23 protein-coding genes and 1 pseudogene are annotated in these 21,987 nt (G+C 44.0%); 2 read left to right on the forward strand and 22 right to left on the reverse strand.

Features of this window, described 5'->3' with window-relative positions:
• Positions 1-105 precede the first annotated feature (105 nt).
• From CF394_RS06335 to CF394_RS06345, 3 genes are all read right to left on the reverse strand, one after another.
• On the reverse strand, positions 106-1,452 hold the full coding sequence (locus CF394_RS06335; RefSeq protein WP_243370698.1) for an endonuclease: 1,347 nt from the start codon (positions 1,450-1,452) through the stop codon (positions 106-108).
• 377 nt (positions 1,453-1,829) lie between these two features.
• The gene (locus CF394_RS06340; RefSeq protein WP_094942389.1) at positions 1,830-2,804 is read right to left on the reverse strand and encodes an ornithine cyclodeaminase family protein; all 975 of its coding nucleotides are present in this window, start codon (positions 2,802-2,804) and stop codon (positions 1,830-1,832) included.
• Between the two features lie 15 nt (positions 2,805-2,819).
• A complete protein-coding gene (locus tag CF394_RS06345) occupies positions 2,820-4,097 on the reverse strand; it encodes an MFS transporter (protein ID WP_094942390.1) in 1,278 nt (425 codons plus the stop codon).
• Between the two features lie 136 nt (positions 4,098-4,233).
• Between CF394_RS06345 and CF394_RS06350 the strand changes: the two genes are divergently transcribed.
• Positions 4,234-4,725, forward strand: coding sequence for a helix-turn-helix domain-containing protein (locus CF394_RS06350; protein ID WP_094942558.1), 492 nt, complete (start codon positions 4,234-4,236; stop codon positions 4,723-4,725).
• Positions 4,726-4,759: 34 nt separating this feature from the next.
• Here CF394_RS06350 and CF394_RS06355 read toward each other — a convergent pair whose 3' ends face one another.
• The 3 genes from CF394_RS06355 to CF394_RS06365 all read right to left on the reverse strand — a co-directional run bounded on the left by CF394_RS06355 (position 4,760) and on the right by CF394_RS06365 (position 9,040).
• Entirely contained in the window at positions 4,760-5,707 is a 948-nt protein-coding gene (locus CF394_RS06355; RefSeq protein ID WP_094942391.1) for a hypothetical protein, read from the reverse strand.
• A 63-nt stretch (positions 5,708-5,770) separates the two neighbouring features.
• Positions 5,771-7,843 (reverse strand): D-alanyl-D-alanine carboxypeptidase/D-alanyl-D-alanine endopeptidase, encoded by a 2,073-nt coding sequence (gene dacB, locus CF394_RS06360; RefSeq protein WP_094942392.1) that lies wholly within the window; start codon positions 7,841-7,843, stop codon positions 5,771-5,773.
• A gap of 117 nt (positions 7,844-7,960) precedes the next feature.
• Positions 7,961-9,040, reverse strand: a complete 1,080-nt coding sequence (locus CF394_RS06365; RefSeq protein ID WP_165767475.1) for a YecA family protein — start codon at positions 9,038-9,040, stop codon at positions 7,961-7,963.
• Positions 9,041-9,292: 252 nt separating this feature from the next.
• Here CF394_RS06365 and CF394_RS06370 point away from each other — a divergent pair, with 252 nt between their 5' ends.
• On the forward strand, positions 9,293-9,634 hold the full coding sequence (locus tag CF394_RS06370) for a hypothetical protein (protein WP_094942394.1): 342 nt from the start codon (positions 9,293-9,295) through the stop codon (positions 9,632-9,634).
• Positions 9,635-9,656: 22 nt separating this feature from the next.
• Here the strand turns inward: CF394_RS06370 and CF394_RS06375 are convergent, their stop codons facing one another.
• The 16 genes and pseudogenes from CF394_RS06375 to CF394_RS06450 form a co-directional block, all read right to left on the reverse strand.
• Complete coding sequence (locus CF394_RS06375; protein WP_094942395.1) at positions 9,657-10,409, reverse strand: MerR family transcriptional regulator; 753 nt, start codon at positions 10,407-10,409, stop codon at positions 9,657-9,659.
• 228 nt (positions 10,410-10,637) lie between these two features.
• Positions 10,638-10,997, reverse strand: coding sequence for a PilZ domain-containing protein (locus CF394_RS06380; protein WP_094942396.1), 360 nt, complete (start codon positions 10,995-10,997; stop codon positions 10,638-10,640).
• 2 nt (positions 10,998-10,999) lie between these two features.
• A complete protein-coding gene (locus CF394_RS06385; RefSeq protein WP_094942397.1) occupies positions 11,000-11,428 on the reverse strand; it encodes a YaaR family protein in 429 nt (142 codons plus the stop codon).
• Positions 11,425-11,865: a hypothetical protein gene (locus CF394_RS06390; protein ID WP_094942398.1), complete on the reverse strand. Its 441-nt coding sequence runs from the start codon at positions 11,863-11,865 to the stop codon at positions 11,425-11,427. Before CF394_RS06390 ends, CF394_RS06385 begins: the two co-directional genes overlap by 4 nt.
• A 12-nt stretch (positions 11,866-11,877) precedes the next feature.
• Positions 11,878-12,630 (reverse strand): FliA/WhiG family RNA polymerase sigma factor, encoded by a 753-nt coding sequence (locus tag CF394_RS06395; protein WP_094942399.1) that lies wholly within the window; start codon positions 12,628-12,630, stop codon positions 11,878-11,880.
• A 13-nt stretch (positions 12,631-12,643) separates the two neighbouring features.
• Positions 12,644-13,498, reverse strand: coding sequence for a MinD/ParA family protein (locus tag CF394_RS06400; protein WP_094942400.1), 855 nt, complete (start codon positions 13,496-13,498; stop codon positions 12,644-12,646).
• A 1-nt stretch (position 13,499) separates the two neighbouring features.
• Positions 13,500-14,588, reverse strand: coding sequence for a flagellar biosynthesis GTPase FlhF (gene flhF / locus CF394_RS06405; RefSeq protein WP_094942401.1), 1,089 nt, complete (start codon positions 14,586-14,588; stop codon positions 13,500-13,502).
• A complete protein-coding gene (gene flhA, locus CF394_RS06410) occupies positions 14,581-16,629 on the reverse strand; it encodes a flagellar biosynthesis protein FlhA (protein ID WP_094942402.1) in 2,049 nt (682 codons plus the stop codon). Before flhA ends, flhF begins: the two co-directional genes overlap by 8 nt.
• 4 nt (positions 16,630-16,633) lie before the next feature.
• Entirely contained in the window at positions 16,634-17,728 is a 1,095-nt protein-coding gene (gene flhB, locus CF394_RS06415; RefSeq protein WP_094942403.1) for a flagellar biosynthesis protein FlhB, read from the reverse strand.
• Between the two features lie 4 nt (positions 17,729-17,732).
• Positions 17,733-18,515 carry a flagellar biosynthetic protein FliR gene (fliR, locus tag CF394_RS06420; protein WP_094942404.1) on the reverse strand — a complete coding sequence of 261 codons (783 nt, stop codon included), beginning with the start codon at positions 18,513-18,515 and terminating at the stop codon, positions 17,733-17,735.
• Positions 18,512-18,781 (reverse strand): flagellar biosynthesis protein FliQ, encoded by a 270-nt coding sequence (gene fliQ, locus CF394_RS06425; protein WP_094942405.1) that lies wholly within the window; start codon positions 18,779-18,781, stop codon positions 18,512-18,514. The genes fliR and fliQ overlap by 4 nt, the downstream gene beginning before the upstream one ends.
• Positions 18,782-18,796: 15 nt before the next feature.
• Positions 18,797-19,477, reverse strand: a complete 681-nt coding sequence (gene fliP, locus CF394_RS06430) for a flagellar type III secretion system pore protein FliP (protein WP_439332863.1) — start codon at positions 19,475-19,477, stop codon at positions 18,797-18,799.
• Positions 19,477-20,013 (reverse strand): flagellar biosynthetic protein FliO, encoded by a 537-nt coding sequence (locus CF394_RS06435; RefSeq protein ID WP_165767476.1) that lies wholly within the window; start codon positions 20,011-20,013, stop codon positions 19,477-19,479. Before CF394_RS06435 ends, fliP begins: the two co-directional genes overlap by 1 nt.
• 16 nt (positions 20,014-20,029) lie before the next feature.
• Positions 20,030-20,290, reverse strand: a pseudogene (gene fliN, locus CF394_RS06440) (flagellar motor switch protein FliN); the annotation flags it as partial.
• A 596-nt stretch (positions 20,291-20,886) separates the two neighbouring features.
• A complete protein-coding gene (locus CF394_RS06445) occupies positions 20,887-21,771 on the reverse strand; it encodes a flagellar motor switch protein FliM (protein ID WP_165767477.1) in 885 nt (294 codons plus the stop codon).
• Between the two features lie 2 nt (positions 21,772-21,773).
• Positions 21,774-21,983, reverse strand: coding sequence for a flagellar FlbD family protein (locus CF394_RS06450; RefSeq protein ID WP_094942409.1), 210 nt, complete (start codon positions 21,981-21,983; stop codon positions 21,774-21,776).
• Between the last annotated feature and the right edge of the window lie 4 nt (positions 21,984-21,987).

Here is a 21,987-nt window from a genome sequence, read left to right on the forward strand (position 1 = left end):
TCTTCCTTTCGGCTTTGAGTTCTATAGCAAGCATAATGAAGATAGCCCATTTTGTATAGTCAAGTAACAGAAAAGGAGCCTATCGATGGATAGACTCCTTTTGGTTTAGTTCCCGAAAATCATAGTTGCCCACTGCGGGTTATCGATAAATGGATTGCGGTTTCCTTGTTTTTCAAAGATTCGCTGGTTGCGGCGTTCTTCTGCTGCATCTACCGGATCCATTGCGTGCCACTCAAGCAACACAGAACGCTTTCCGTGGTAAGGAGCTGTTCCGTTATTCACCAATTCATTCAACTCCAGGTCGAGCTGATCGCCAGTTTCATAACGCGTTGCCATATAAAAGAGAATACGTGCAACGTCGCCTTTTACACGGTCAGACGGTTCAAAGGAATCTCCATCTTTTTGACAATCTGAACAGTTGATAACGCTCGTTCCTCCCCAGTCGAAGTCAAGATTGCCACGTGCACCGTTCACTTGGACATCGGTTGCACGCAGATGATGAAGATCTGTTCCTGCACCAGTCGTCGTACCAAAATCTCCGTGTGATTTTGCCCAAACGTGTTCACGGTTCCAGTCCCCGAGGTTGCCCCCATTCAATGATTTTGAACGAGAGACACCACTATAGAACAATAAGACGTTCGACGTGTTGTTTGGGTCTTCATCTGTATATTTCAGTGCTTCCCAAACCGCATCATACGAAAGCTTTGTATGGTTGTCGATAATATCATTCAAGCGCGTTTTCAAAGCGTTACCTGTCAACCCCGAAACTCCTGTATAGTACCCATTTGCATCGTCAGTAGTACCTGGATCTCCTGTAGGTGGTGGTGTCGTTGTACCGCCGTCTTGCTGGTGAGCTCCCAGATAAGTGAATGTATCGACAGAATAAGCAACCCATTGTGAGGATGGGTCGAATGCATTCGTTGTTGTCGTATCTCCAGTAGTAATAGAAGATTTACGTACCAATGTTTTGTCTGCTTTAGAGACTCCATTCGCTGACCACGCAGTCCCTGGATCCACTCCGACTTGTCCAAACGAATCGATGACCGTTCCATTCTTTTTCAGAACAATTGTGTCGTCTCCGTTATGTTGAATCGTTGTAGATGCAAAATCTCCTTTAGTGGAGATTCCTGTCACTGATGAAGGATTGTAAACAACAAAGACATCCCCAGCTGCTACCGTTCCTGATAAATTCAGTGTTGCAGAAACTGCAGTCGAACCATTTTGATGATAGGCAAGTTGATACCCTGATAAGTTGATTGATTGGCCTGTTCCATTATAAAGTTCAAGGGCTTTGTTATTTCCTGACCCTTCGATGTATTCCGAAATTAAAAGATCGGTCGTCTGAGCAGAAACTTGCTCTCCTGATTGAACTCCTGGAAATACTAGTGTTGCTGCCGCTAGTGTCAAAACACTGCGTTTCATCCATTTTTTTATCCATGTACTGCGTTTCATTCTCCCGCTGCCTCCCCTGGCAAACTATAATGGCCTTGCAAGTAAAATCGCGATTTGACTTCAGTATACCGAGGATTTGTAAAGAAGAAATAAAGGTTGGCAAAAATACGGAAGAAGACAGGGGAAAGTGAAATCGGAATGGTTTTCTTAGGCTAGGTTGTGTAAAATGCGGACTGGAATCGGAGAGCTAGTTCCTGAGATTTTGGAAGTTTGATGGATGATTGGTATTCCAGGGAGATTGAAAAACTTTTGGAGTATGAGTGGAGTTTGTTTCGAAAGTCGAATGACCAAAAATTGAGGGCGAATCATTCCAATTAGAGGTCTAATAAAACAAAATAGAGGCCGAATCAAATTTAGATTCCGGCCTCCTCTCCTATCTAAAACGCAACTTCTTCACCAATGTCTTCAACAACCGCTTTTTCGTAAACACCTTTAGCCACTGCCAAGTCAAAATGAGCAGCTCCAACGCATTTAAATACCGTTATAGCATCTGGGTCTCGCTCAAATCCTTCAACGACTAGTTGATCCAATGTCCCAGTCACTTGTTCGAAAGACCAAGTTCCTGCTTCTTGAGCAGCTATCAATTCTCCAGCTTCAACTCGGACACCGTCTAAATCATCTACATAAAGTGCATCCACTTGAGGAATCAACTCTACAGGAATTTCTCGCATTTCAGGTAAATAACTACCGACACCAATAATGTGAGTTCCCGGTTTTACCATATCTGCTTCAAAAACATCCTCTGTAGAACGAGTCGCACAACACACAACGTCTGCTTGTTCTACCGCTTTTCGGACATCTGTCTCAACGACAATCTTTGCTCGGACTCCAAATTGCATTAATCGCTCTGCAAATGCTACAGCTTTCTCCGGAGTCCGGTTTACGAGAATGATCTCATCGATCGGCAATACTTCAACAAGGCCCACAACTTGTTCAAATGCCATAGCGCCAGTTCCTATGACCGTTAAGACACGGCTATCAGGTCGAGCTAAGTGCTTTGCGGAAAGAGCACTCAAGGCACCCGTTCGAAGGCGTGTCAGATAGGATCCTGCTACCAATCCTACATGTCGACCGGAGCGAAGTTCAGTAAGTAAGATGGCGCCTTGAGTAGTAGGCAATCCACTTCCCGGGTTTTCTGGAAAGATGGAGACAATTTTCACTGCCGCCATCTCGTCTCCATTTGAACTAGGCATATACAGCACAGACCCGCTCTTTTTCTTCACATCGATGACAGTTCGGTGCGGATTCACCGATTGTCCTTTGTTGATGCGAAGTAACATCTGCTCAACGTCACGCAAGGCATCTTTCATGGTGTAAAATTTTTGAATGGTACTATCTTGAATGATACGCATACGTCACTTCCTTTATTAGTTTTCAGCCGGTTGTTGAATACGGCCTTTGACTGCCCAAATCGCAACTAATGAAATAGCCGCTGTGAACATGATATATAGAGCGACTGGTACGTAGGAATTTTCAAATGTCGCTAATAGAGCTGTTGCTACTAATGGCGCCGTTCCTCCAGCCACTGCTGCCCCGACTTGGTACCCGAGAGTAACACCCGTATAACGCACTTTCGCATCGAAAATTTCAGAGAACATTGTACCAAGCACTGCTGTAATAGGAGCCCAAATGATTCCAAGCCCAATTACTGTCGCAATGACCAATAAAGCTACGCTTCCTTGGTGAATCATCCAGAAATACGGGAAGGCAAATGCCATCATCGCAACAGTTCCGGCTATGTACATTTTCTTACGGCCGACACGGTCAGATAAGCTTCCCATGATTGGAATCAAGATAGTCGTTACGATTGTAGCAATCATGACTGCGCCAAGTGTCGCTGAACGCGAGAAACCAAGATTCGTCGTTGCATACGATACGACAAACGTACTGAAGATATAGAATGGCGCTGTCTCAACGACTTTCGCACCAATTGTGATCAATACTTCTCGCCAGTAGTAACGAAGTGTGTCTACTATCGGAAGTTTTGGCATCTCGCCACTTTCTTGAACGGCTTTAAACTCAGGTGTTTCATCGATTCCTTTTCGAATCCATAGACCGAAAATAACTAATAAAGCACTAAAGATGAATGGTACGCGCCAGCCCCATGACATGAATGCTGCTTCTGGCAACAAGTTCATGATCCATAGTGCCAATGTTCCCATCACCATCCCAATAGTGACACCCATCTGCGGGATAGAACCGAACAAGCCGCGATGTTCAGCAGGCGCATATTCCGTAGCTAATAGAAGAGCTCCTCCCCATTCTCCACCAATCCCAAGACCTTGAATCAGGCGCAATGTGATTAAAAGGATTGGGGCAGCGACGCCAATCGCTTGGTATGTAGGTAAGATCCCCATTGCAAAAGTGGCAGCTCCCATTAAACTGAGCGTCAACACTAGTGTCTTTTTACGTCCAATACGGTCTCCGATATGACTAAAGACGACGCCACCAAATGGGCGTATAAAAAACGACAAAGCAAAGGAAGCATACGCTAAAATAAGACCAACTGTCGGATCTTCACTTACAAAGAATAATTGATTAAAGACAAGTGCAGCCATCGTTCCATAAAGAAAATAATCAAACCATTCGATAGAACTTCCTACTAAACTGGCGATGAGTACTCGTCGGTTTGTTTTATTGATCATACAGTTTCCCCTTCCATCCCCTAAAATTGAAGTAATACTTCAATTTAAAGTTTAGACAAGAGATAATATTCTGTCAATACAGTTTTTGTTGACAACATTTGGAGATGCAACTCACAATAGATGTGAAGGGGGATTTATTTTGATTGGATCTCGTTTAAAAAAATTACGCAAACAACAAAAAATGACGTTAAAAGAATTAGCAGAAGGTGCTGGCGTATCTATCAGCTTTCTCTCTCAAGTGGAGCGAGGAAAATCTAGTGTAACTCTCGAGTCTTTACGTAAAATTTCGGAAGTCCTTGGAGTGAATCCAAGTGTCTTCTTCGCTGGAACGGAAAAGCGCATGGCCGATGTGGCCTTTTACTATGAAGATTTAGCGACTTCTGTACAAAATCCAGAGTTTCACCCAATTCTGGTAACATTGCAGCCAGCTCAAAGTGACGGGCAACCGTTCCGTCATACAGGACATGAGTTTGTTTTTGTACTTGAAGGCAGTTTGACGCTTAAGCTTGGAGCTGAAGAACTCACCTTAACAGAACAGCAGTCTTATTTTTATTCAGCGGATCAAGAGCATTATTGGTACAACTATACCGACAAACCGATTCGGTTTCTCGCCGTTTCATCTAAATAAAGCAAAAAGGCAGCCCACTTGTGGCTGCCCTTTTTTAACAGGCCTCAACTGCCTGCTCATAATCTAATTTTGCTTTTTCAAGTCCCTGCTCCACTTGTCCCCGTTGCATCTGCAGATTGCCGATAACTCGAGCAAGCTTGCTTTGAGTTTCCTCGACCTTTGTGATGGAATCATTAATTCGATTATGAATGGACCATTCCGAAAAAATATCATCAAAGAAGTAATCGGCAAATGTAACAAATGATCCGCGTTCTACAAAGAGTCCTTCTGTGACTCCTTGCTGCACATCTGTCAGCTCAACTTCAAAGCGTTGTAGATTTAATTGGGCTTCATGCAGCGCACTTTCCGACTTATCTAAGTCGTCATGTTTCATCATCGTCACAATCATTCCCCCACCTAAGAACGTATCCCAAGTGGACATCCCATGTGCGTCGTTTAGTTTCTTTAAAGCTTGTCCCAATGAACGTTCTGCGGCTCTACCAGCAAAAATCGCTTCATCAAGTTCAGTGAGCAATGACTGGTATTCAGAAATGCGCTCAAGTCGGCTTTCTAACTCTCCATATATAGCACTATTTTGAGTTTTAACCCACTGTTCTTTTTCCTTCAAAAAGGTTTTCCATTCAACTTCAGCATGGTGCACCATCTGTAATTTCAGTTCGAGTGCTGCCGCATCTTCTCTTAAATCGCGAAGCATAGCATCATGTTCATTCAGCTTCAGTTCTGCTTTAGCAGCATCTTCAAATTCTTTTTCTCGAAGCTCGTCATGTTTTCCCCGCCATTTCCGAATCACATTGATGAAAGAAAACCGATCCATCTGATGAAGCTCAAATTGCTCTTTAGAAAATTCTTTTTCTAACTCATTTTTTCTTTTCTCGTGTTCTGTGATCTGTTGCTGTACCGTATAAAGCGTTCTTTCTAACCGGGCCTTCTCATCGTAATTCGCACGTAACTGCAGTTGTTTTTCTACTAAAGTTGCTTCCATAATCCCATCTCCTTGAACGTGTCTAGCTCTTTTACGAACAAGGAGACAAAAAGTTTCCAGTTGTTATCGTTTCGCTGCAGAAATAGCCGTGACCAATCTGTCGATATGTGGAATCATTCCTGTTGGATTTTGATCTGTTAAAATCGAGAAAATCAACTCTTCATTCTCACCAGTCAACGTATACCCAGACAACGATTTCACATGATCCAAGCTTCCTGTTTTAGCAAGTACTCTTCCCCTGGTAGCAGAACCAGTCAATCGATAACGAAGTGTTCCGCCTATGAGACGATCAGAATTCCCTGCTACAGGTAACGAATATTCAAACGTTGGATACCAGGGCTCCTTACGAACTTTTAACAACAAGAGGCTGACTTGATCGGAAGTTAGTCGGTTTCGGTAGGACATACCTGAACCATCGATCAACGTCCAGTGATCCATAGTGAGTCCAATACTCTTGCCGTATTCTTTTACAGCTTGGATGCCTGCTGGCCAGCTCCCCGTCCCTTTTTTAACAGCTCCGATTTGTTTCGTAAAATGCTCCGCCATGGAGTTATTGCTGAGCTTCATATAGACAGGCATTAGTGATTTCAGCGTATCTGATTTTGTTTCAGCCAATTTTGTTGCTGATGAGGGAACAGTAGAACTAATCAACTGTCCGTAACCAGAGCCAAATGAAATCCCTTCAGCTTGTAAGGCTTTCTTAAATACATCAAGAGCATATCCAGCAGGATTCACTACAGATATCCATTCTTTTTTAGTGGATGCGCCGACTGGAATATTCCCTGTAATCACAATAGTATTCGTCCCAAGGTTTCTAGTAATTTTTAGAGTGTTCGCAGAACCGCTAGACACGGTCTTAGCTGAGTTGGAAATAGTCATGACAGACGTATAAGGCTCAAGTGTGATCTTTGGTTTAGAACCGGAAGAAGTCGGCGATGCCGCTACGATAACGGATCCTGCATCGTAGTCTTTGTTCGGCGCAAGCGTCAATGCCATGGTTTGTGCCGAATAATAGTAAGGCTCATCTTCAGGCTGCATTTTGTCTGCATAACGAGCACTGTCATACCAGGAACTGTCCCCGACTACATTCCCATTAATTTTCGTAACACCTTTTGCTTTTAATTGACGAGCAAGGTATTCTAAATCACTCTTCAGTAGCGTAGGATCTCCTTGACCCTTCAAATAGATGTGCCCTCCGAGCGTGCCACTTTTAATCGTGCTGTTCGTCCAAAGTGATGTCGTGAATCGGTAGTTTTCACCTAATAATTCAAGCGCAGCCGCTCCAGTCATCAATTTTTGATTAGAAGCTGGAGTTACTGGATTGTAGCGTCCGTATGAGTAGACAACTTGACCCGTCGCAGCTTCTCGAATAGTGATTGAGGTATTTGAAGATTCAAATGCCCACGTGCCCACTTCTTTACTTGCAGCACTTTTCACATAGCTGTAATCTACTGCCGGAGGCTTTGGTTCTGGTTCTGGTTCTGGTTCTGGCTCTGGTTCTGGCGGAAGTACGTCCACTCCTTCAGCCGGACGGAACGTCTCATCAAGAACTCGTGCCAGGAAAGCTGCAAAATGTTCTCGAGAAACCGGAGCTATAAGGCCAAAAGTTCCGTCACCGTAACCCAAGGTAATCCGTTCATTGACGAGAATTGATACATAGGAATAGAACACGCTAGTCGCTTTGACATCGCGGAAATAATTTGCTTCTTCTCCCGTACTTGATAAATCGTATGTTTCTGTAAGGATGACAGCTAGTTCCCCACGTGTCAATTTACCATTCGGATCGAAATAGCGTGTTCCGTCTTTTGCTACTTTTCCGTTGATGATACCCAGTTCCACTGCACGAGCAATCTCATAATATCCTTTAGACTCTGGTGTAATATCTGTAAGTCCTGGATTTTTAACCGTACTAGTGAAATCATCGATATCTCGAATGAGCATTTGCACGGCATGCAACCGACTGACGGATTGCTTCGGCTTGTATGTACCATTTGGATAACCCGCAATAATCTGTCGATCGGTCAAAAAGTGAATCTCATCTGAAAAACCGCTGACATCTTTAAAATGATCAGCCGAGGCAACTGGAGCTAAAACGAAAAACAATGCAACAATAAATACCACTATACGCTTGTACATGAAGACCTCCCAAAATTTAGTATTACTCAAATCATACTAAATATACGTCTTTAAATCACCGCTACAATAGACCCAAAAAAATCCAGCCGATAGTGGCTGGATTTACAATGGGCAAGTTTATTTACCGCAACATTTTTTATATTTTTTCCCGCTACCACAAGGGCATGGCTCGTTTCGTCCGACAGCTTTCGTTACCGGTGTCGCAGCTGCAACAGGTTCATTACGAGAGATGTCATTAGGCGCATGACCTTTTAATAGCCAACGCGGAGTTGAGTTCGCAAGTTTTGTGACATAGCTTGTAAACTCTGCCGCCTCCGCCTTCGAAGAGAACTCAAAAGATTCTACCAGGTTCTGAATGACTTCGTGGAAGGTTAATTCGTTTCGAATATCGATGACTGTAAGACCCAATAGATCTTGCACGTCCTCTTTAGCAACTCGGAACGTTTTCATTAAGTACTTTTCGAAACGTTCGTACTCTTTCGTCTTTGCGAGTTCTCCTCGTTTTCCAAGTTCCAGTAGCTGCTCTTTTGTAGCTTCTACTGGATGGATAGAAGGGCGAGTGTCTATTCCTGCAAGCATTTCTTCGGGCTCATCTACCATTAAATCCGAAATCCATTTATCAGTTACTTCAAAGTAATCCTCAAAGTCATTGAACTCGTTTATAAGCTTAGTAACGGTTGAGCCTTGAAGGCGTGCACTGATCATCCCTAGTGCCTCTAACTTCTCATAAAGCTCTGTCCATCTTAGAACACCGAAGGTTTCAAGAAGTCCTTTTGTGACGAAGATTAATTCATCATTTTCTTTGATGATTCGCTGAGCGTCCAAATCTTGCGCAGCTTCAAGAATTCGTGAACGATACTCACTCGGCATCACTACTACTTGTTTTCCTTCATGTATGCTCGGGAATGCTAGAGAAGTTTTCATGTACCAACTGATTCGCAGTCTATTGGCTTGCGCATACTCCATATATCCTGACTTTGCCATGCGTTTTAGCTCGTCGAAGCGGACACGGTCCATCAACTGCATAGCTCCGTCAAAGAGCAGTTGTTGTTCATCCACTAAAACTTCAATTAATTTCGGCTTGTTCAGTTTGCTGACACCTTTAATATCAGCAAATTTCCGAATCTTATCTAAATCATATTTCGTTACGGTCGCTAAGATTTCATTTAAAGTAAAATCCATTTCATGTGTAGTCATAGTTCTCATCCTTTTATCGAATTCATTCGTTCATGTCTTGCTCCACTCTCTAGTATACTCGATTTTCAAGAGGTCTGACATGTTAGTTTCATTTCGATTTGATGACGAAAGACTTTCTTATACTAAAGTGACAAAGTTAGACAAAAGCATTATACTGAAATTACATGTAAAGACAGTTGCTCGGCCTCGGTGTCCTACTACGTTGCCCATGTCACGGAAATCTATCATTTCCACATGAGGAAGGAGCGGCTTATGAATTCACATGAGTTGAGAGAATGGATGGACACACACGGTATTATCAATAGAACGATTTCAGGTTTTTGGAATTACTTATACTCGTTTAAAAACGAAGAGCCCCTTCAGTTTGAAATCAGTTATCCTTTAATGGAGATGGATCAACTAGAACCACATTTAAGTTCGGTTTCGTTTACGATGAATTACCAATACGAAGAACGAATCGAGCTTGTAACGTGTGCCTTAGTCATTACATACAACGACAAAAAAGTAGGCATGTACGAGTCGCTTTATTCTCTTGCTGGCGACGATCTAGACGACTTCTTAAAAATTTCCTATCCTAGCAGCTTGCCTGCTTAAAAAAAGGCCGATTTGGCCTTTTTTATTTTGTATGAAAATGAATAGCATCTCGTAAAAACTGCGTCGCACCGTCACGGTGTTTATCATAATAGGCTGTAAAGCGAGGATCCGCTACATACATTTCAGCAAGTCCTTGATGTGCTTGTTCTGAGTAAGAAGGCCAACTGTAAGATAACCACTGCTTGTGCAACTCAACCGCTTCTTTTGCATGGCCTCCCTCAACATTGTTGTCTTCCATAGCTAGCACTAACTCTTTGATAAGTTGAGTTTCTGTTTCCTGCATTTTTTGAAATTGCGTCTCTGTTAGACCCATCATTTTGTCATTACTTGAATCGACTACTTCATCCCCATAAGCTTCACGCACTTCTTTTCCATAAGTTTGTTCGTTCTCTGCAATCCAAGTTTTCTTCAATCCTTCAAACTTTTCCGCATGGCTCATTTTTCTTCCACCTTTCTTTTCTTCTATGGTTTTGGTGAGCGTTCCGATTACTATCTTTAAACGACGCTGCTTTTGTTGCAAAGCGAGCAAGTGTGTTTCAAGTAGGTTCACATCCTGTTGCGACCCCTCTACTAATTTCCCAATTTCCTGAAGAGGCACATCTAATTCTTTATAGAACAGGATTTGTTGCAAGCGGTCCACCTCTGCCTCTCCATAAAGCCGATACCCCGCTTCTGTATACTTGCTTGGTGCGAGCAGACCTATATCGTCGTAGTGCCTAAGAGTGCGTGTGCTGACACCTGAAAGGTCTGCGAATTGTTTAATAGTGTAGTGCATCTTCCCTCACCTCCTTAAGAAGAGTGTAAACGTTGACGTAGCGTTAAGGTCAAGTGGTTCAAGAGAAGATTTTTGGGTTGGCATGATTTATCCTGGCTTGACGCGATCCACCCCGATGTTTTAGAGTCCAGTTTGGCACAATTCACCCAAATGTTGGCGCGATCCATCCCAACCTCACCGAAAATCCCCATAAAAAACAGCCCTTGCATCCGCAAGGGCCACATTTCCTCATTCCATCTCCAAATAAGGCTTCGCTTTTCGAATCGCATAGCGATTGAGCTCGCGAAATAGCTGATTGAACTGTTCTCGGTTCTCTGAAAACTGAATCCCGTAGTGTGTAAACTCCGGATGAACCACTTTTCGGATCACAGTTCCCGGTACAGAAAATGGTACGGAATTTAATTTAAAATCTAAAAAAAGTCTCGATTTGGTTGAGAGTTCCAAGTCGCTCTCCACTAGAGCTCCTTGTGAACTAATATCTAACAAGCGCACCGTGACCCCACCTTGTCCTAACAGGGTCAATTTCCCCCAAACGGTTTCGGTAAACGAAACACGAAATAACTCTCGGCGATTCTCTCTTGATTGCACGCCTACCCTCTCCTATCCACTAAAATCCCTTTTAGTTCCCCAATTAACGCAAGCATCTCTAGATGTGTCGCTTCGTTCGTCAAAACCTTTTGATACATCTCCACAAGCTTAGCATCTACAATGCGTACGATTTGTTGCTGATTCCCTGTTCGGTGACTGCTTTGTTCCACTACCGCATAGGCTTGATGTGAAAGCTCTTCTACCACTTGTTTCACAGCTTGTTTATAGCGGTAGAAGGACTCCATCTTCTTGGATTCCGCAAATTGACTACCACAATTATCCAACTCCTCGAACAACCTGTCAAGAAGGTTTTCAGATTGTTTCATCTGTTTGACGGCTAGAAGACTACCAAATTTAGTACTGGCTACTTGTGAGGTTCGGGAAGGATCTGGAGCTACTAGACGAGTGGCTTGGAATGGTTGTACTTTCATAAAAGTCGTTCCTTTCGAGCCATATAGATAAGCAGATTGATTTCGCTTTGTGGTCTCCCTAACTGTTCCGATATTTCGGCTGCTGATAGACCTTGCTGATCCATAGTAAAAATCTGTTCAATGATAGCATCTGTAGGCTCAGAAGTTGACACAATAGGACCAGTATCAACTCGTGCAGCTTCTCTGTCGCTCTCCAAAGTAAGTGACTCATCCTGAACTTCAAAATTTCGGACAGGCGCTTCTGACTCACTACGAGGTGCAACCAATGCTTCCACAGTTGCCAACAATTCTGCATTTTTTTCGTCCATTGCTTCTATATAGATAGCCAACTGCTGTTCCAGCTCGATTTGATAGCGCTGCATCTTCTTAAGTTGCACAACTAAATAAGCCGTAGTTGCGGAAAGAGCAATAATAACGAGCATCCATATAGGTTCCATAACTGATCTCTCCTAATATTCGAGTACGTCGTAAACTGATTGCCGAAGTCGTGCCATCGCTTTCGAGTGAAGCTGGGAAACTCGCGACACACTAACACCTAAAATTTCTGCGATTTCTGTAAAGCGCATCTCTTCTTGATAGGCCAGAGCTACGACGAGTTTTTCTTTTTCCGGCAACCGATGAATAGACTCCTCTATTTGAGAAAACAATGCACTGCGTACTAATTTTTTCTCGGGATTGATCGGCTGGTTGATGGCGACCTCTACATCAATCTCGGCTTCCTGAAACGCTTCTTGGTGAATACTACTTACAACGGCGAGAGAAGAATGGCGAACGACTCGCTTTACTTCAGCAACATGCATCTCAAGGTAGTCGGCGACCTCTTCATCCGTTACTTCTCGCTGATGGACTTGTTGAAGTTTGATGGTGGCTCGGTCAATCTTTTTCACTTGATCTCGAAGACCACGTGGCAACCAGTCAAGTTTTCGCAACCCATCTAAGACAGCACCCTTGATTCGCCAAGTGGCATAAGTTTCAAACTTTGTTGAAAACGAAGTCTCGTACTTTTTCAAAGCATCTAGTAGACCAAGTAGCGCCAGACTTCGAATTTCATCTCGGTCCACTGTTGGAGGCACTTGAAGACTGATTCGGTGCGTGACATAGTCCACAAGAGGCATGTACCGTTCTACGAGCAGATTGCCAAGTTCCGGGTCTTGTGATTTTTGCCAATCGATCAATTGTATAGTTTCCTCTTGTACAGCCATGTCGTGCACCTCCTTATTTCATTGTCATCCATTTCTTGAAGAAACCTGAAATCCCAGTAGTTTGTTGGACAGGCTCACCTACCAGTTGATGAGCAAGTCTTTCTATCGAGCGGGATGTTTGGCTCCGCGGTGCATACAACAAATACGGGATTTGTAATTTAATTGCTTGGGAGATGTCACTGTCTTTGTAGACAAATCCTACTACTGGTAAGTCCCGTTGTAAAAATTCCTTACACACCTTTTGGAATTGATGTGCCGTCTGTTTACCTTCAGTAAGTGAAGCAATCTGATTGATTACTACTCTACAAGGAAACTGCGGTTGATGATGATGCAACATTTTTACGATTGAGTACGCGTCAGTGAGAGCTGTCGGTTCAGGTGTTGTCACAATAAGTGTATCTTTAGCGGCTTTTAAAAAAGCCAATTGGACTTCCGTCAATCCAGCTCCTGTATCTAGGAAGATCCAGTCAAAGCTAGCTTCAAGCTCATCCATCGCATCGAAGAAATGGCTTAACTCTTGTGGTCGCCACTGTAACATTTCAGTAAACCCACTGCCTCCAGCCAACACTCGGAGACCATGTGGTCCGTGGATCATCGCTTGTTCAATAGACACGGTCCCTGCTTTGACATCTGCAATGGAGTATGTGGCATTCGCACCAAGAAGCGTCTCTAAATTGCCGAACCCAAAATCAAGGTCTAAAATCGCGACTCGCTTCCCTAACTTGGACAGCGCAATACCTAAGTTTAACGTCAAGGTAGATTTCCCGACACCGCCTTTTCCACTTGCTACTGCGACCATTCGAGAAAATCGTGCGGGTGATTCTTCCGTTTCTTGCATCAATGCTCGAAGATGATGCGCTTGATCCATTTCAGTGCGCCTCCCCTAAGAAAACTTGGCGCAGAAGTGCCGAATCGAATAGTTTGATGTCTTGTGGGACATGCTGCCCCGTCGTCACATAAGCAATGGGATACGAATAGTCATGTAGCAAATTAAGCAAGGTTCCGGCTTGAGACGTCTCGTCTAACTTGGTGACCACCAAATTCCCAATACCTACTTGCTCGAATGCCTCAAGAAGCCTCTGGCTGTCAGCATAACTTGTCGACAGCGAAAGCACCAACTGCACCGTACACTCCTCGTGTCCACTGATGCGAGTCACTTCCTCGACGAATTGCTGCTGCTGATAATTACGCCCTGCTGTGTCAATGAAGATGCGGTCACAATCCTTCAACTTCTCAAGTGCGAGTTCCATCTCATCCAAATGCGTGACCACCTCAAAAGGAGCTTTTAATATTGAAGCATAAGTCCGCAGTTGTTCTACAGCTCCGATTCGAAATGTATCGGTTGTGATAAACCCTACTTTTTTTTCGCCATTCATCATTTCATCTGTGGCCCATTTAGCAACGGTTGTTGTCTTTCCAACACCCGTCGGTCCTGCAAAGCAAAGTATCCGACTTAACTTCGGTTCGGGAATAGCAAGTTGATCAAATGCATGAGCTGCACTAGTCATTAGAGCACTCGCTGTCACTCGTTTGCTCCCTTGTATTTTTTGGATAGCAGATGTCAAACTGTGACGTGCTTCTGTATGGACACCTTGTTGTTTTAAGTCCGCATCAAACTCTCCAAGTAGCTTTGGCAGATTCGGCGCTTTGGTCTCTTCATAAATAAGCTGCTTCAATTCCCGCATTTCAACGAGCACTTTGTCATAGCGCAAATCACGGGCAGGTAAAGGTTCTTCACTACTTACATTTTCAGGCGCCGACTGATGCTCTTCTTCTTGCTTCGGAGACAACGCCGCTACGACTTCCATCTGCGGTTTTCTAAAGAGACGCAAAATGGCGGGCACGGTTAGTTGTTTTGTGTGAATGATGACGGCATGGGGTCCCAACTCTGTGCGCACTTGATCTAGTGCATCATCGAGTGTCGCTGCACGATAGGTTTTCATTTTCATTTTAGACATTCACTCCACTCCACTGAATCACACCAATGCTCTGCACTTCGAGCTGGGGTTCTAATTCGTTATAGGACAATACGGCGATATCTGCAGAAAAGCGTTCTAAGAACTGGCGCATGTATACACGGATACCTGGTGTTGTTAGAAGGACCGGTTGTAACCCTTGTTGCTGGACACGCTGAACTTGTTCAACTAAAGCTTCATAAATCTGCTGAGTGGATTCTGGATCGAGAGACAAGAAACTGCCTTGCTCGGTACGTTGTATCGCATTGGCAAATCGCTTTTCAACAGATGCGCCAACGGTAATCACTTGAAGTGCTTCACCTGCTGGAGAGAACTGTTGTGTGATTTGACGAGACAAGGCTTGACGCACATACTCTGTCAGGACATCGGTATCTTTTGTAGCGACTGCGTAGTCAGCAAGTGTTTCTAAGATAGTCGCTAAATTACGAATAGACACTTTCTCTTTCAACAGCTTCGCAAGTACTTTTTGCACTTCGCCTAGAGTCAGCTGCTGCGGAATCAATTCCTCCACTACTGCTGGAGAGGTCTCGCGCAAGTGATCAATGAGCCCTTTTACCTCTTCTCGGCCAATCAATTCATGAGCGTGACGCTTGATGACTTCTGTCAGATGCGTTGACACGACAGAAGGCGGATCAATAATGACATAGCCGTAGAGCTCCGCTTCTTCTTTCGTCAATTCATCAATCCACAATGCTGGCATTCCAAACGCCGGTTCAATGGTCTCGATACCTGTTATAAAATCGTCTTCTTCTGATTTCAAGGCAAGATAATGGTCAATCATCAATTGACCTCGAGCTACTTCATTTCCTTTGATTTTGATGCAGTACTCTTGCGGCCCCAGTTGAACATTGTCTCGAATGCGGATGACGGGGACAACGAGACCAAGTTCTAGCGCACATTGGCGACGAATCATGATGACACGGTCGAGCAAATCGCCCCCTTGTTTTTTATCAGCTAGCGGGATGAGTCCGTAACCGAACTCAAACTCAATGGCATCGACATGCAGAAGGTCAAGTACGCTTTCTGGACTCTTCATCGCATCGATATCTTGTTGCTCCGGTGTCTCTAGGATCTCTGCTTGCTCTTGACGCGTCAGATTTCGCTGCATTACATAACCCAGTGCAGCCATTCCAAATGCAACAGGTAAGATGAGCCATTTGCTGATTGGCGTGAACACACCAATCATAAAGAGTGTCCCGGCTACGACATAGAGCATTTTCGGATACGCGAATAACTGCTTCGTAATGTCAGAGCCTAAATTGCCATCTGAGGCAGCACGAGTCACGATAATCCCCATTGCTGTAGAAATGAGAAGCGCAGGGATTTGACTCACTAGACCGTCTCCGATAGACAGAAGTGTATACGTGTTCGCAGCATCCGCAACCCCCATCCCGTGGACGAGCATGCCGATGACGAAGCCTCCAATAATGTTGATCAAAGTGATGACGATACCAGCAATAGCATCTCCTTTGACGAACTTACTCGCCCCGTCCATCGCTCCGTAGAAGTCAGCTTCTTGACTGATTTTTTCACGGCGGCTGCGGGCTTCTTGATCACTAATCATTCCAGCACCTAAATCTGCATCAATACTCATCTGTTTTCCTGGCATCGAGTCGAGAGTGAAACGAGCTGCTACCTCAGCTACTCGTTCCGACCCTTTCGTGATGACCAAGAACTGAATGATGACAAGAATTAAAAATACTAAAATTCCGATTACGGCACTTCCACCAACTACAAAGTTTCCGAACGTCTCAATGACTTGACCACCTGTCCGTTCGGCTAAAATCGAACGTGTCGTCGAGACATTGAGTGCAAGGCGGAAAAGTGTTGTTAGTAGTAAGAGGGTCGGGAAAATCGAAAACTGTAGAGGTTCTTTAGTGTTCATAGCGACTAGTAGAATCGTAATCGACAAGCTCAGGTTGATCATGATTAAAAAGTCGAGTAACAGCGGCGGGAGTGGGATGACCATCATGACCACAATCATGATGACAGAAACTAAGATGGCAAAATCGCGTATTTTCATGATGTTATCTTCCTCCCTTTAGTTTTCCATTAATTCGGTACACATACGCCAAGATTTCTGCAACAGCACCGAACAATTCTTCCGGAACCGGGTCGCCAATCTCTGTCTGAGCATAAAGAGCTCGAGCCAGGGGCTTGTTCTCAACAATGGTGATGCGAAATTCTTTGGCTTTTTCTCGCAGTTTCAAAGCCTGAAAATCCTGGCCTAACGCAATGACAGTCGGCGCATCCATCGTCTCACTGTCATAAGCAAGTGCTACCGCAAAGTGCGTTGGGTTGGTGATTAAGACATCTGCTCTAGGTAGATCTTGAATCATCCGGTTGAGACTCATCTGTCTTTGCTTTTCTTTAATTTTGGATTTGATCAGAGGATCTCCCTCTGTCTTTTTGTATTCATCTTTCAAGTCTTGTTTGGACATACGGATTTGTTTTTCAAACTCATACTTCTGATACAAGTAATCCGCTACGGCTAACACGACTAGAATAATAGCAACGATCACTACCAACTGAAATGTCAGCTGACCAATGACAGACGTCGCTTGACGGATTGGCAAATGAGAGAGTCCCATTAATGTGTCTCGGTTGGACCATAAAATCAGGCCAGCTGCTCCTCCAATTACCACTACTTTCAAAATAGATTTAACTAATTCGACTAATGCTCGAAGTGAAAAAATACGCTTAGCTCCACTGATCGGATTGATTCTACTTAGCTTCGCAAGGACAGCTTCTGGAGCAAACAAGAACCCAATCTGTACAAACGTTCCACCGATACCAAATACGATAGCGATGACAAATATGGGGGCGGCGAGTACTACTAGTTCCAGTAACAGCTGATTTACGAGCTCGGGTACATTCTGAATGGTCAAAGTAGAAGAGAACAATTCTTGAAATGCAAATTGAAACAGCTTAAGTAAACGCTCTAAATACCAGCCGCCCAAAAAATAGAGAGCAAGCACAGCACCAAATAATATGAAAGCAGAAGGGACCTCTTGCGATTTAGCAACTTCTCCTTTTTTACGAGACTCTTGCCGTTTTTGTGGTGTGGCTTTTTCGGTCTTTTCGCCGGAAAAGAATTGAAGATCCAGTTGAAGACGCGTCATGTGTCTAGCCTCCCAAAATTCGCATCAAATCGTTCATGAGCACACCGATGCGTTCAACAATGCCTTGCAGTAAAAAGAAAAACGAGGGCATGAGTATCAGTAACAACAGAAACCCCGTCCCAATCTTCAAAGGAAATCCAACAGCGAAGATGTTCATTTGAGGAACGGTCTTTGCAAGTAGACCAAGTGCTGCATCAACTAAAAACAGTGATCCGACAATGGGTAGTGCGAGCTGAAACGCCACTACAAACATGGCAGCGAATACAGTCACAAAGAATTGTGACAGCTCACCTGCTGTGAAACCCCACTCAATGACGCCTACTGGAACGAGAGCCACACTGTGAAGCATCCCTGAAATCAAAAGGTGATGGCCATTAATTGCTAGTAAAAATAAAATAGCCAGTATGTATTTGAATTGACCGATGATTGGCACTTGTGAACCTGTCTGAGGATCTACGACGCTTGCTAACGCAAAGCCCATTTGAAAATCAATGAAAGCACCGGCTACTTGAACCATGTACAGCATCATCGCTGCCAAGAAGCCAAAGCTCAGTCCTATTACTAACTCTTTAACAATCAAAACACTGTAATAGGCATCGAGTTCTATTGACGTATTCGTCCCTACAACAGTAGCCGCAATCAATGATAAGAAAGCAGCCAGTCCTATTTTGAACTGATTAGGTACACTCCTCTGAGAGAAAATAGGTGCAATTAAAAAGAATGCCGTCATTCTAGTAAGAGTCAATAAAAAGTAAGGCAGCCCTGCAAGCGCTTCATCCCACGTCATCCGATCAATGTCGGCAACTCACGAAACAAGTTGCGAGTGAAGTCTACGATGGTCGTCAACATCCATGGTCCAAAAAGCACAAGCGATAAAAACACAGCAAGGATTTTCGGAATGAACGACAAGGTCTGTTCTTGGATCTGAGTCATTGCTTGAAAGATACTGACAAGAAGTCCAACGCCTAGTGCCACGAGAAGAAGAGGGGCTGCAAGCAAAATGACGGTGTATACGGATTGTTCAGCTAATTTGATGACTGTATCAGGCGTCATAAGTTCCTCTCCTCGCTAAAAGCTCATCAGCAACGACTCGACAATCAAGTTCCAGCCGTCTACTAATATGAATAACAAAATTTTAAAAGGTAATGAGATCATCACCGGTGGCAACATCATCATCCCCATTGCCATAAGCGTACTGGCAACAACCATGTCGATAATTAAAAATGGAATGAAAATGATAAATCCGATTTGAAACGCAGTCTTGAGCTCGCTGATAGCAAAAGCAGGTATCAGCGAAGTCAGTGGTATCTCATCGACAGAGCTTGGTCTATCAAGACCTTGATAGCTATAGAAAAGTGCCAAGTCTTTTTCACGTGTATGTTCGGCCATAAAGGTTTTGATTGGCCTTGCTGCAGTCTCAAGAGCCTCTTGTTGTGTGATTTCTTCTGCAAGGTATGGTTGTAATGCTTCCTCATTAATTTCTGTCAGCACGGGACTCATCACAAAGAAAGTCAAAAACAAGGCTAGACCAATCAACACTTGATTTGGCGGCATGCTCTGCGTACCAAGTCCTGTTCGGACGAAAGACAATACAATGATGATGCGCGTAAAACTAGTTAACATGATCAAAATCGCTGGCGCTAAAGATAGAATCGTTAACAAAACTAAAAGCTGCAAAGTAGTGGAAACGTCTCCAGTGGCTTCTGTTCCTACGGAAATACCTGGAATGGTTATAGCCAGTAACGTCATCATCGCTGAGACCACCGCTCTTTCGCCTGCTGGAGCTTCTCTGTTTGCTCTTTCATACTCTTTTGAAGCATCTCTTGAAAGGGTGCAAGTTGCTTCTCAGGAACTTCAGTTGTAAGCAATCGTTGCTTTTGTTGTTCATCTGTAATTTCTGCCAGTAAAGAGATGTCTTCTCCAACACCGACAACTAGAACTTGGTCTCCTACTTGAATGACCTGTACCGATTTCTGAGCGCCCATGGAGCTTGCTCCTAAGACTCTCACTACACCGGTGTTGGATAGGGAACGCTGACGAGAAGCTAAGAATTTTATCAAACCATAAATCAATCCCACAATCAGTAGTGTATAGAGAATCAAGGACCCGATTACTGAGAAAAGGCTACGATCTTCAGTTACCGGTTCACTGAGCGGCTGTTCTTCAGATTCTGTACCATTTTTGATAGCGTCTAGGACACTTGTATCCGTTGCCGCTTCTATTGAAGGCACACCACCGACCAATAGAAAAAGAGTCAGCACCAGGATCCATTTTACTAATTTCACAACAAGTTCCTCATTTCTACCGCAGCTTCGCCAATCGGTCAGCTTGACTGCTGATGTCCGTTACTCGGATACCGAACTGTTCATCGATGACGACAACTTCTCCGACCGCAATCAATTTTTGATTCACTAAAATATCTACAGGTTCCCCAGCAAGCTTATCCAGTTCAATGATGGAACCTTGCGTAATTTCTAAAACTTCTTTCACTGTCTTTCGAGTCCGACCGAGCTCAACAGTGATTTGAAGAGGGATATCTAATAGCATATCTAAGTTCGTCGTCTGCTCGCTCTCAGAAGATGTAGGTGTCAGATTCGTAAATTGGGCTTTGCCAATAGTGGGCTGTTTTTCATTGTGTTCAGTCATAGCTGGCTGTTCTCCTCTCGAGTTCTCTCCGCTAGGTAGGAAGAGGCGAAGTGTTGAATACATAGTGTTCTGTACGAGCTCAAGACGTGCTTCGAGCCAGGATGGAGTAGAGCTTAGCAACTTCCAGTCGACCGACTCTATACCTACTGAATCATTACTCACTACTTTATATCCGGCCGCTTTTTCTATATGGTGCAGCAAGATTTCGGCAAATGCTTCCCGTCCAACTCCAAGTTCGATTGCAGCAGGGATTGCAACAATTACTTCTCTATCCCCTGTCGCTGGTTGCAATCGAACCAGTTGACTTGGCTCTTCTATCAGGAGATTGTCTTCGCTTACATAGAATAGATCTACTAGTTGCAGAGACATATTCATCCCACTGCTTTGAATCTGCTCTTCCATCTCTGCCAGATCTGTAACAAGTTGTTGCTCGAAACGCTCTAATAATGGTTGATCTGGAACCAACTCTAATAGTTGGGTAAGTTCCGCTTTCGTAAGTCCATCAAACTCTTTCATCGGCGGTCCTCCTGTTCGACGACCTGGACGGCTCGTTTTCCGCGGTGCAAGCCGACCTGTCCTTTATATAAAAGTTTCTGGTCAACATATACAGGAATCAGTTCATCTATAGCAGTCGACAATCTCAACACATCCCCTTGTTGCAGAGCAAGCAGATCTCGGACATCCAGTTCGCATCTGCCAAGTACCGCTTGAACAGTCAAATCAGTTTCATAGATCCCCGTCTCGAGCAGCTGTCGAGCACGTGCATCGGCATCTGTTTGAGGTCGCTGTTGTTCTGGCGCTGTCAAAAATGGCACTAGCTCTTCGATTGCGCTTGATGGGACGACAAGTTCCATAGAGCCTTCAATCTGACCCAATTGAATTTTTGTCTCAACTAACATGACACGTTCTCGCTGGTGAACAGGAAAGTTGTAATCATGTGCTAAATTGATTTCCTGAAACTGGGCTTTTAATGGAGTAATCAAGGCAATTGCATCTGCGTAGAGAGCAAGCCACTCTTCTGCTAGCTGTCGAATCAATACTTTGTCAATCTCAGTAAGCTCTTTTTCCTCTATAGGAATTTCATCTCCTCCAAGAAGTCGTTCCGTGCAGCCTTGCACTAATAAATTGGAGACTACTAACTGGAACTCGCCTTTGAGCGGCGGAAAGGAACAGATGATGACCACAGCGAGCGGACAAAGTTGTTGGCTGATATCTTCATACGTTTTGAGTTGAATGGTGCCTGGTGAGCCATTCGTGTATGTATCCAGCTTTTGTGTAAGCTGATTGCCAAGCTGCCGTGACACTTTTTCACTGATACGCAGTAACGAACGCATATGAAGGTGCGACAGCTTATTGGCACGTTTAAAATCATAGCTGACAGGTTGCTGTCGCTGCATGTTCATGCCCTCCCTTTATGATGGACCGCAAATAGGCCAATTTGTTGATAATAAGCAGTGATTTTCTCCACTACTTGTTCCTTCGACTCAAGCACATGTAGGGTTTTGCCGGTTGTGAATGTTATGTACGTATCCGGCGTTTCTTCTACTCGCTCAATGAGGAGTGCGTTGATCGTAAGTGGTGTGCGATTTAATTTGGTGACTTCAATCATTGAT

It is taken from the genome of Tetzosporium hominis (assembly GCF_002265435.1).
GTDB lineage: Bacteria > Bacillota > Bacilli > Bacillales_A > Planococcaceae > Chryseomicrobium > Chryseomicrobium hominis.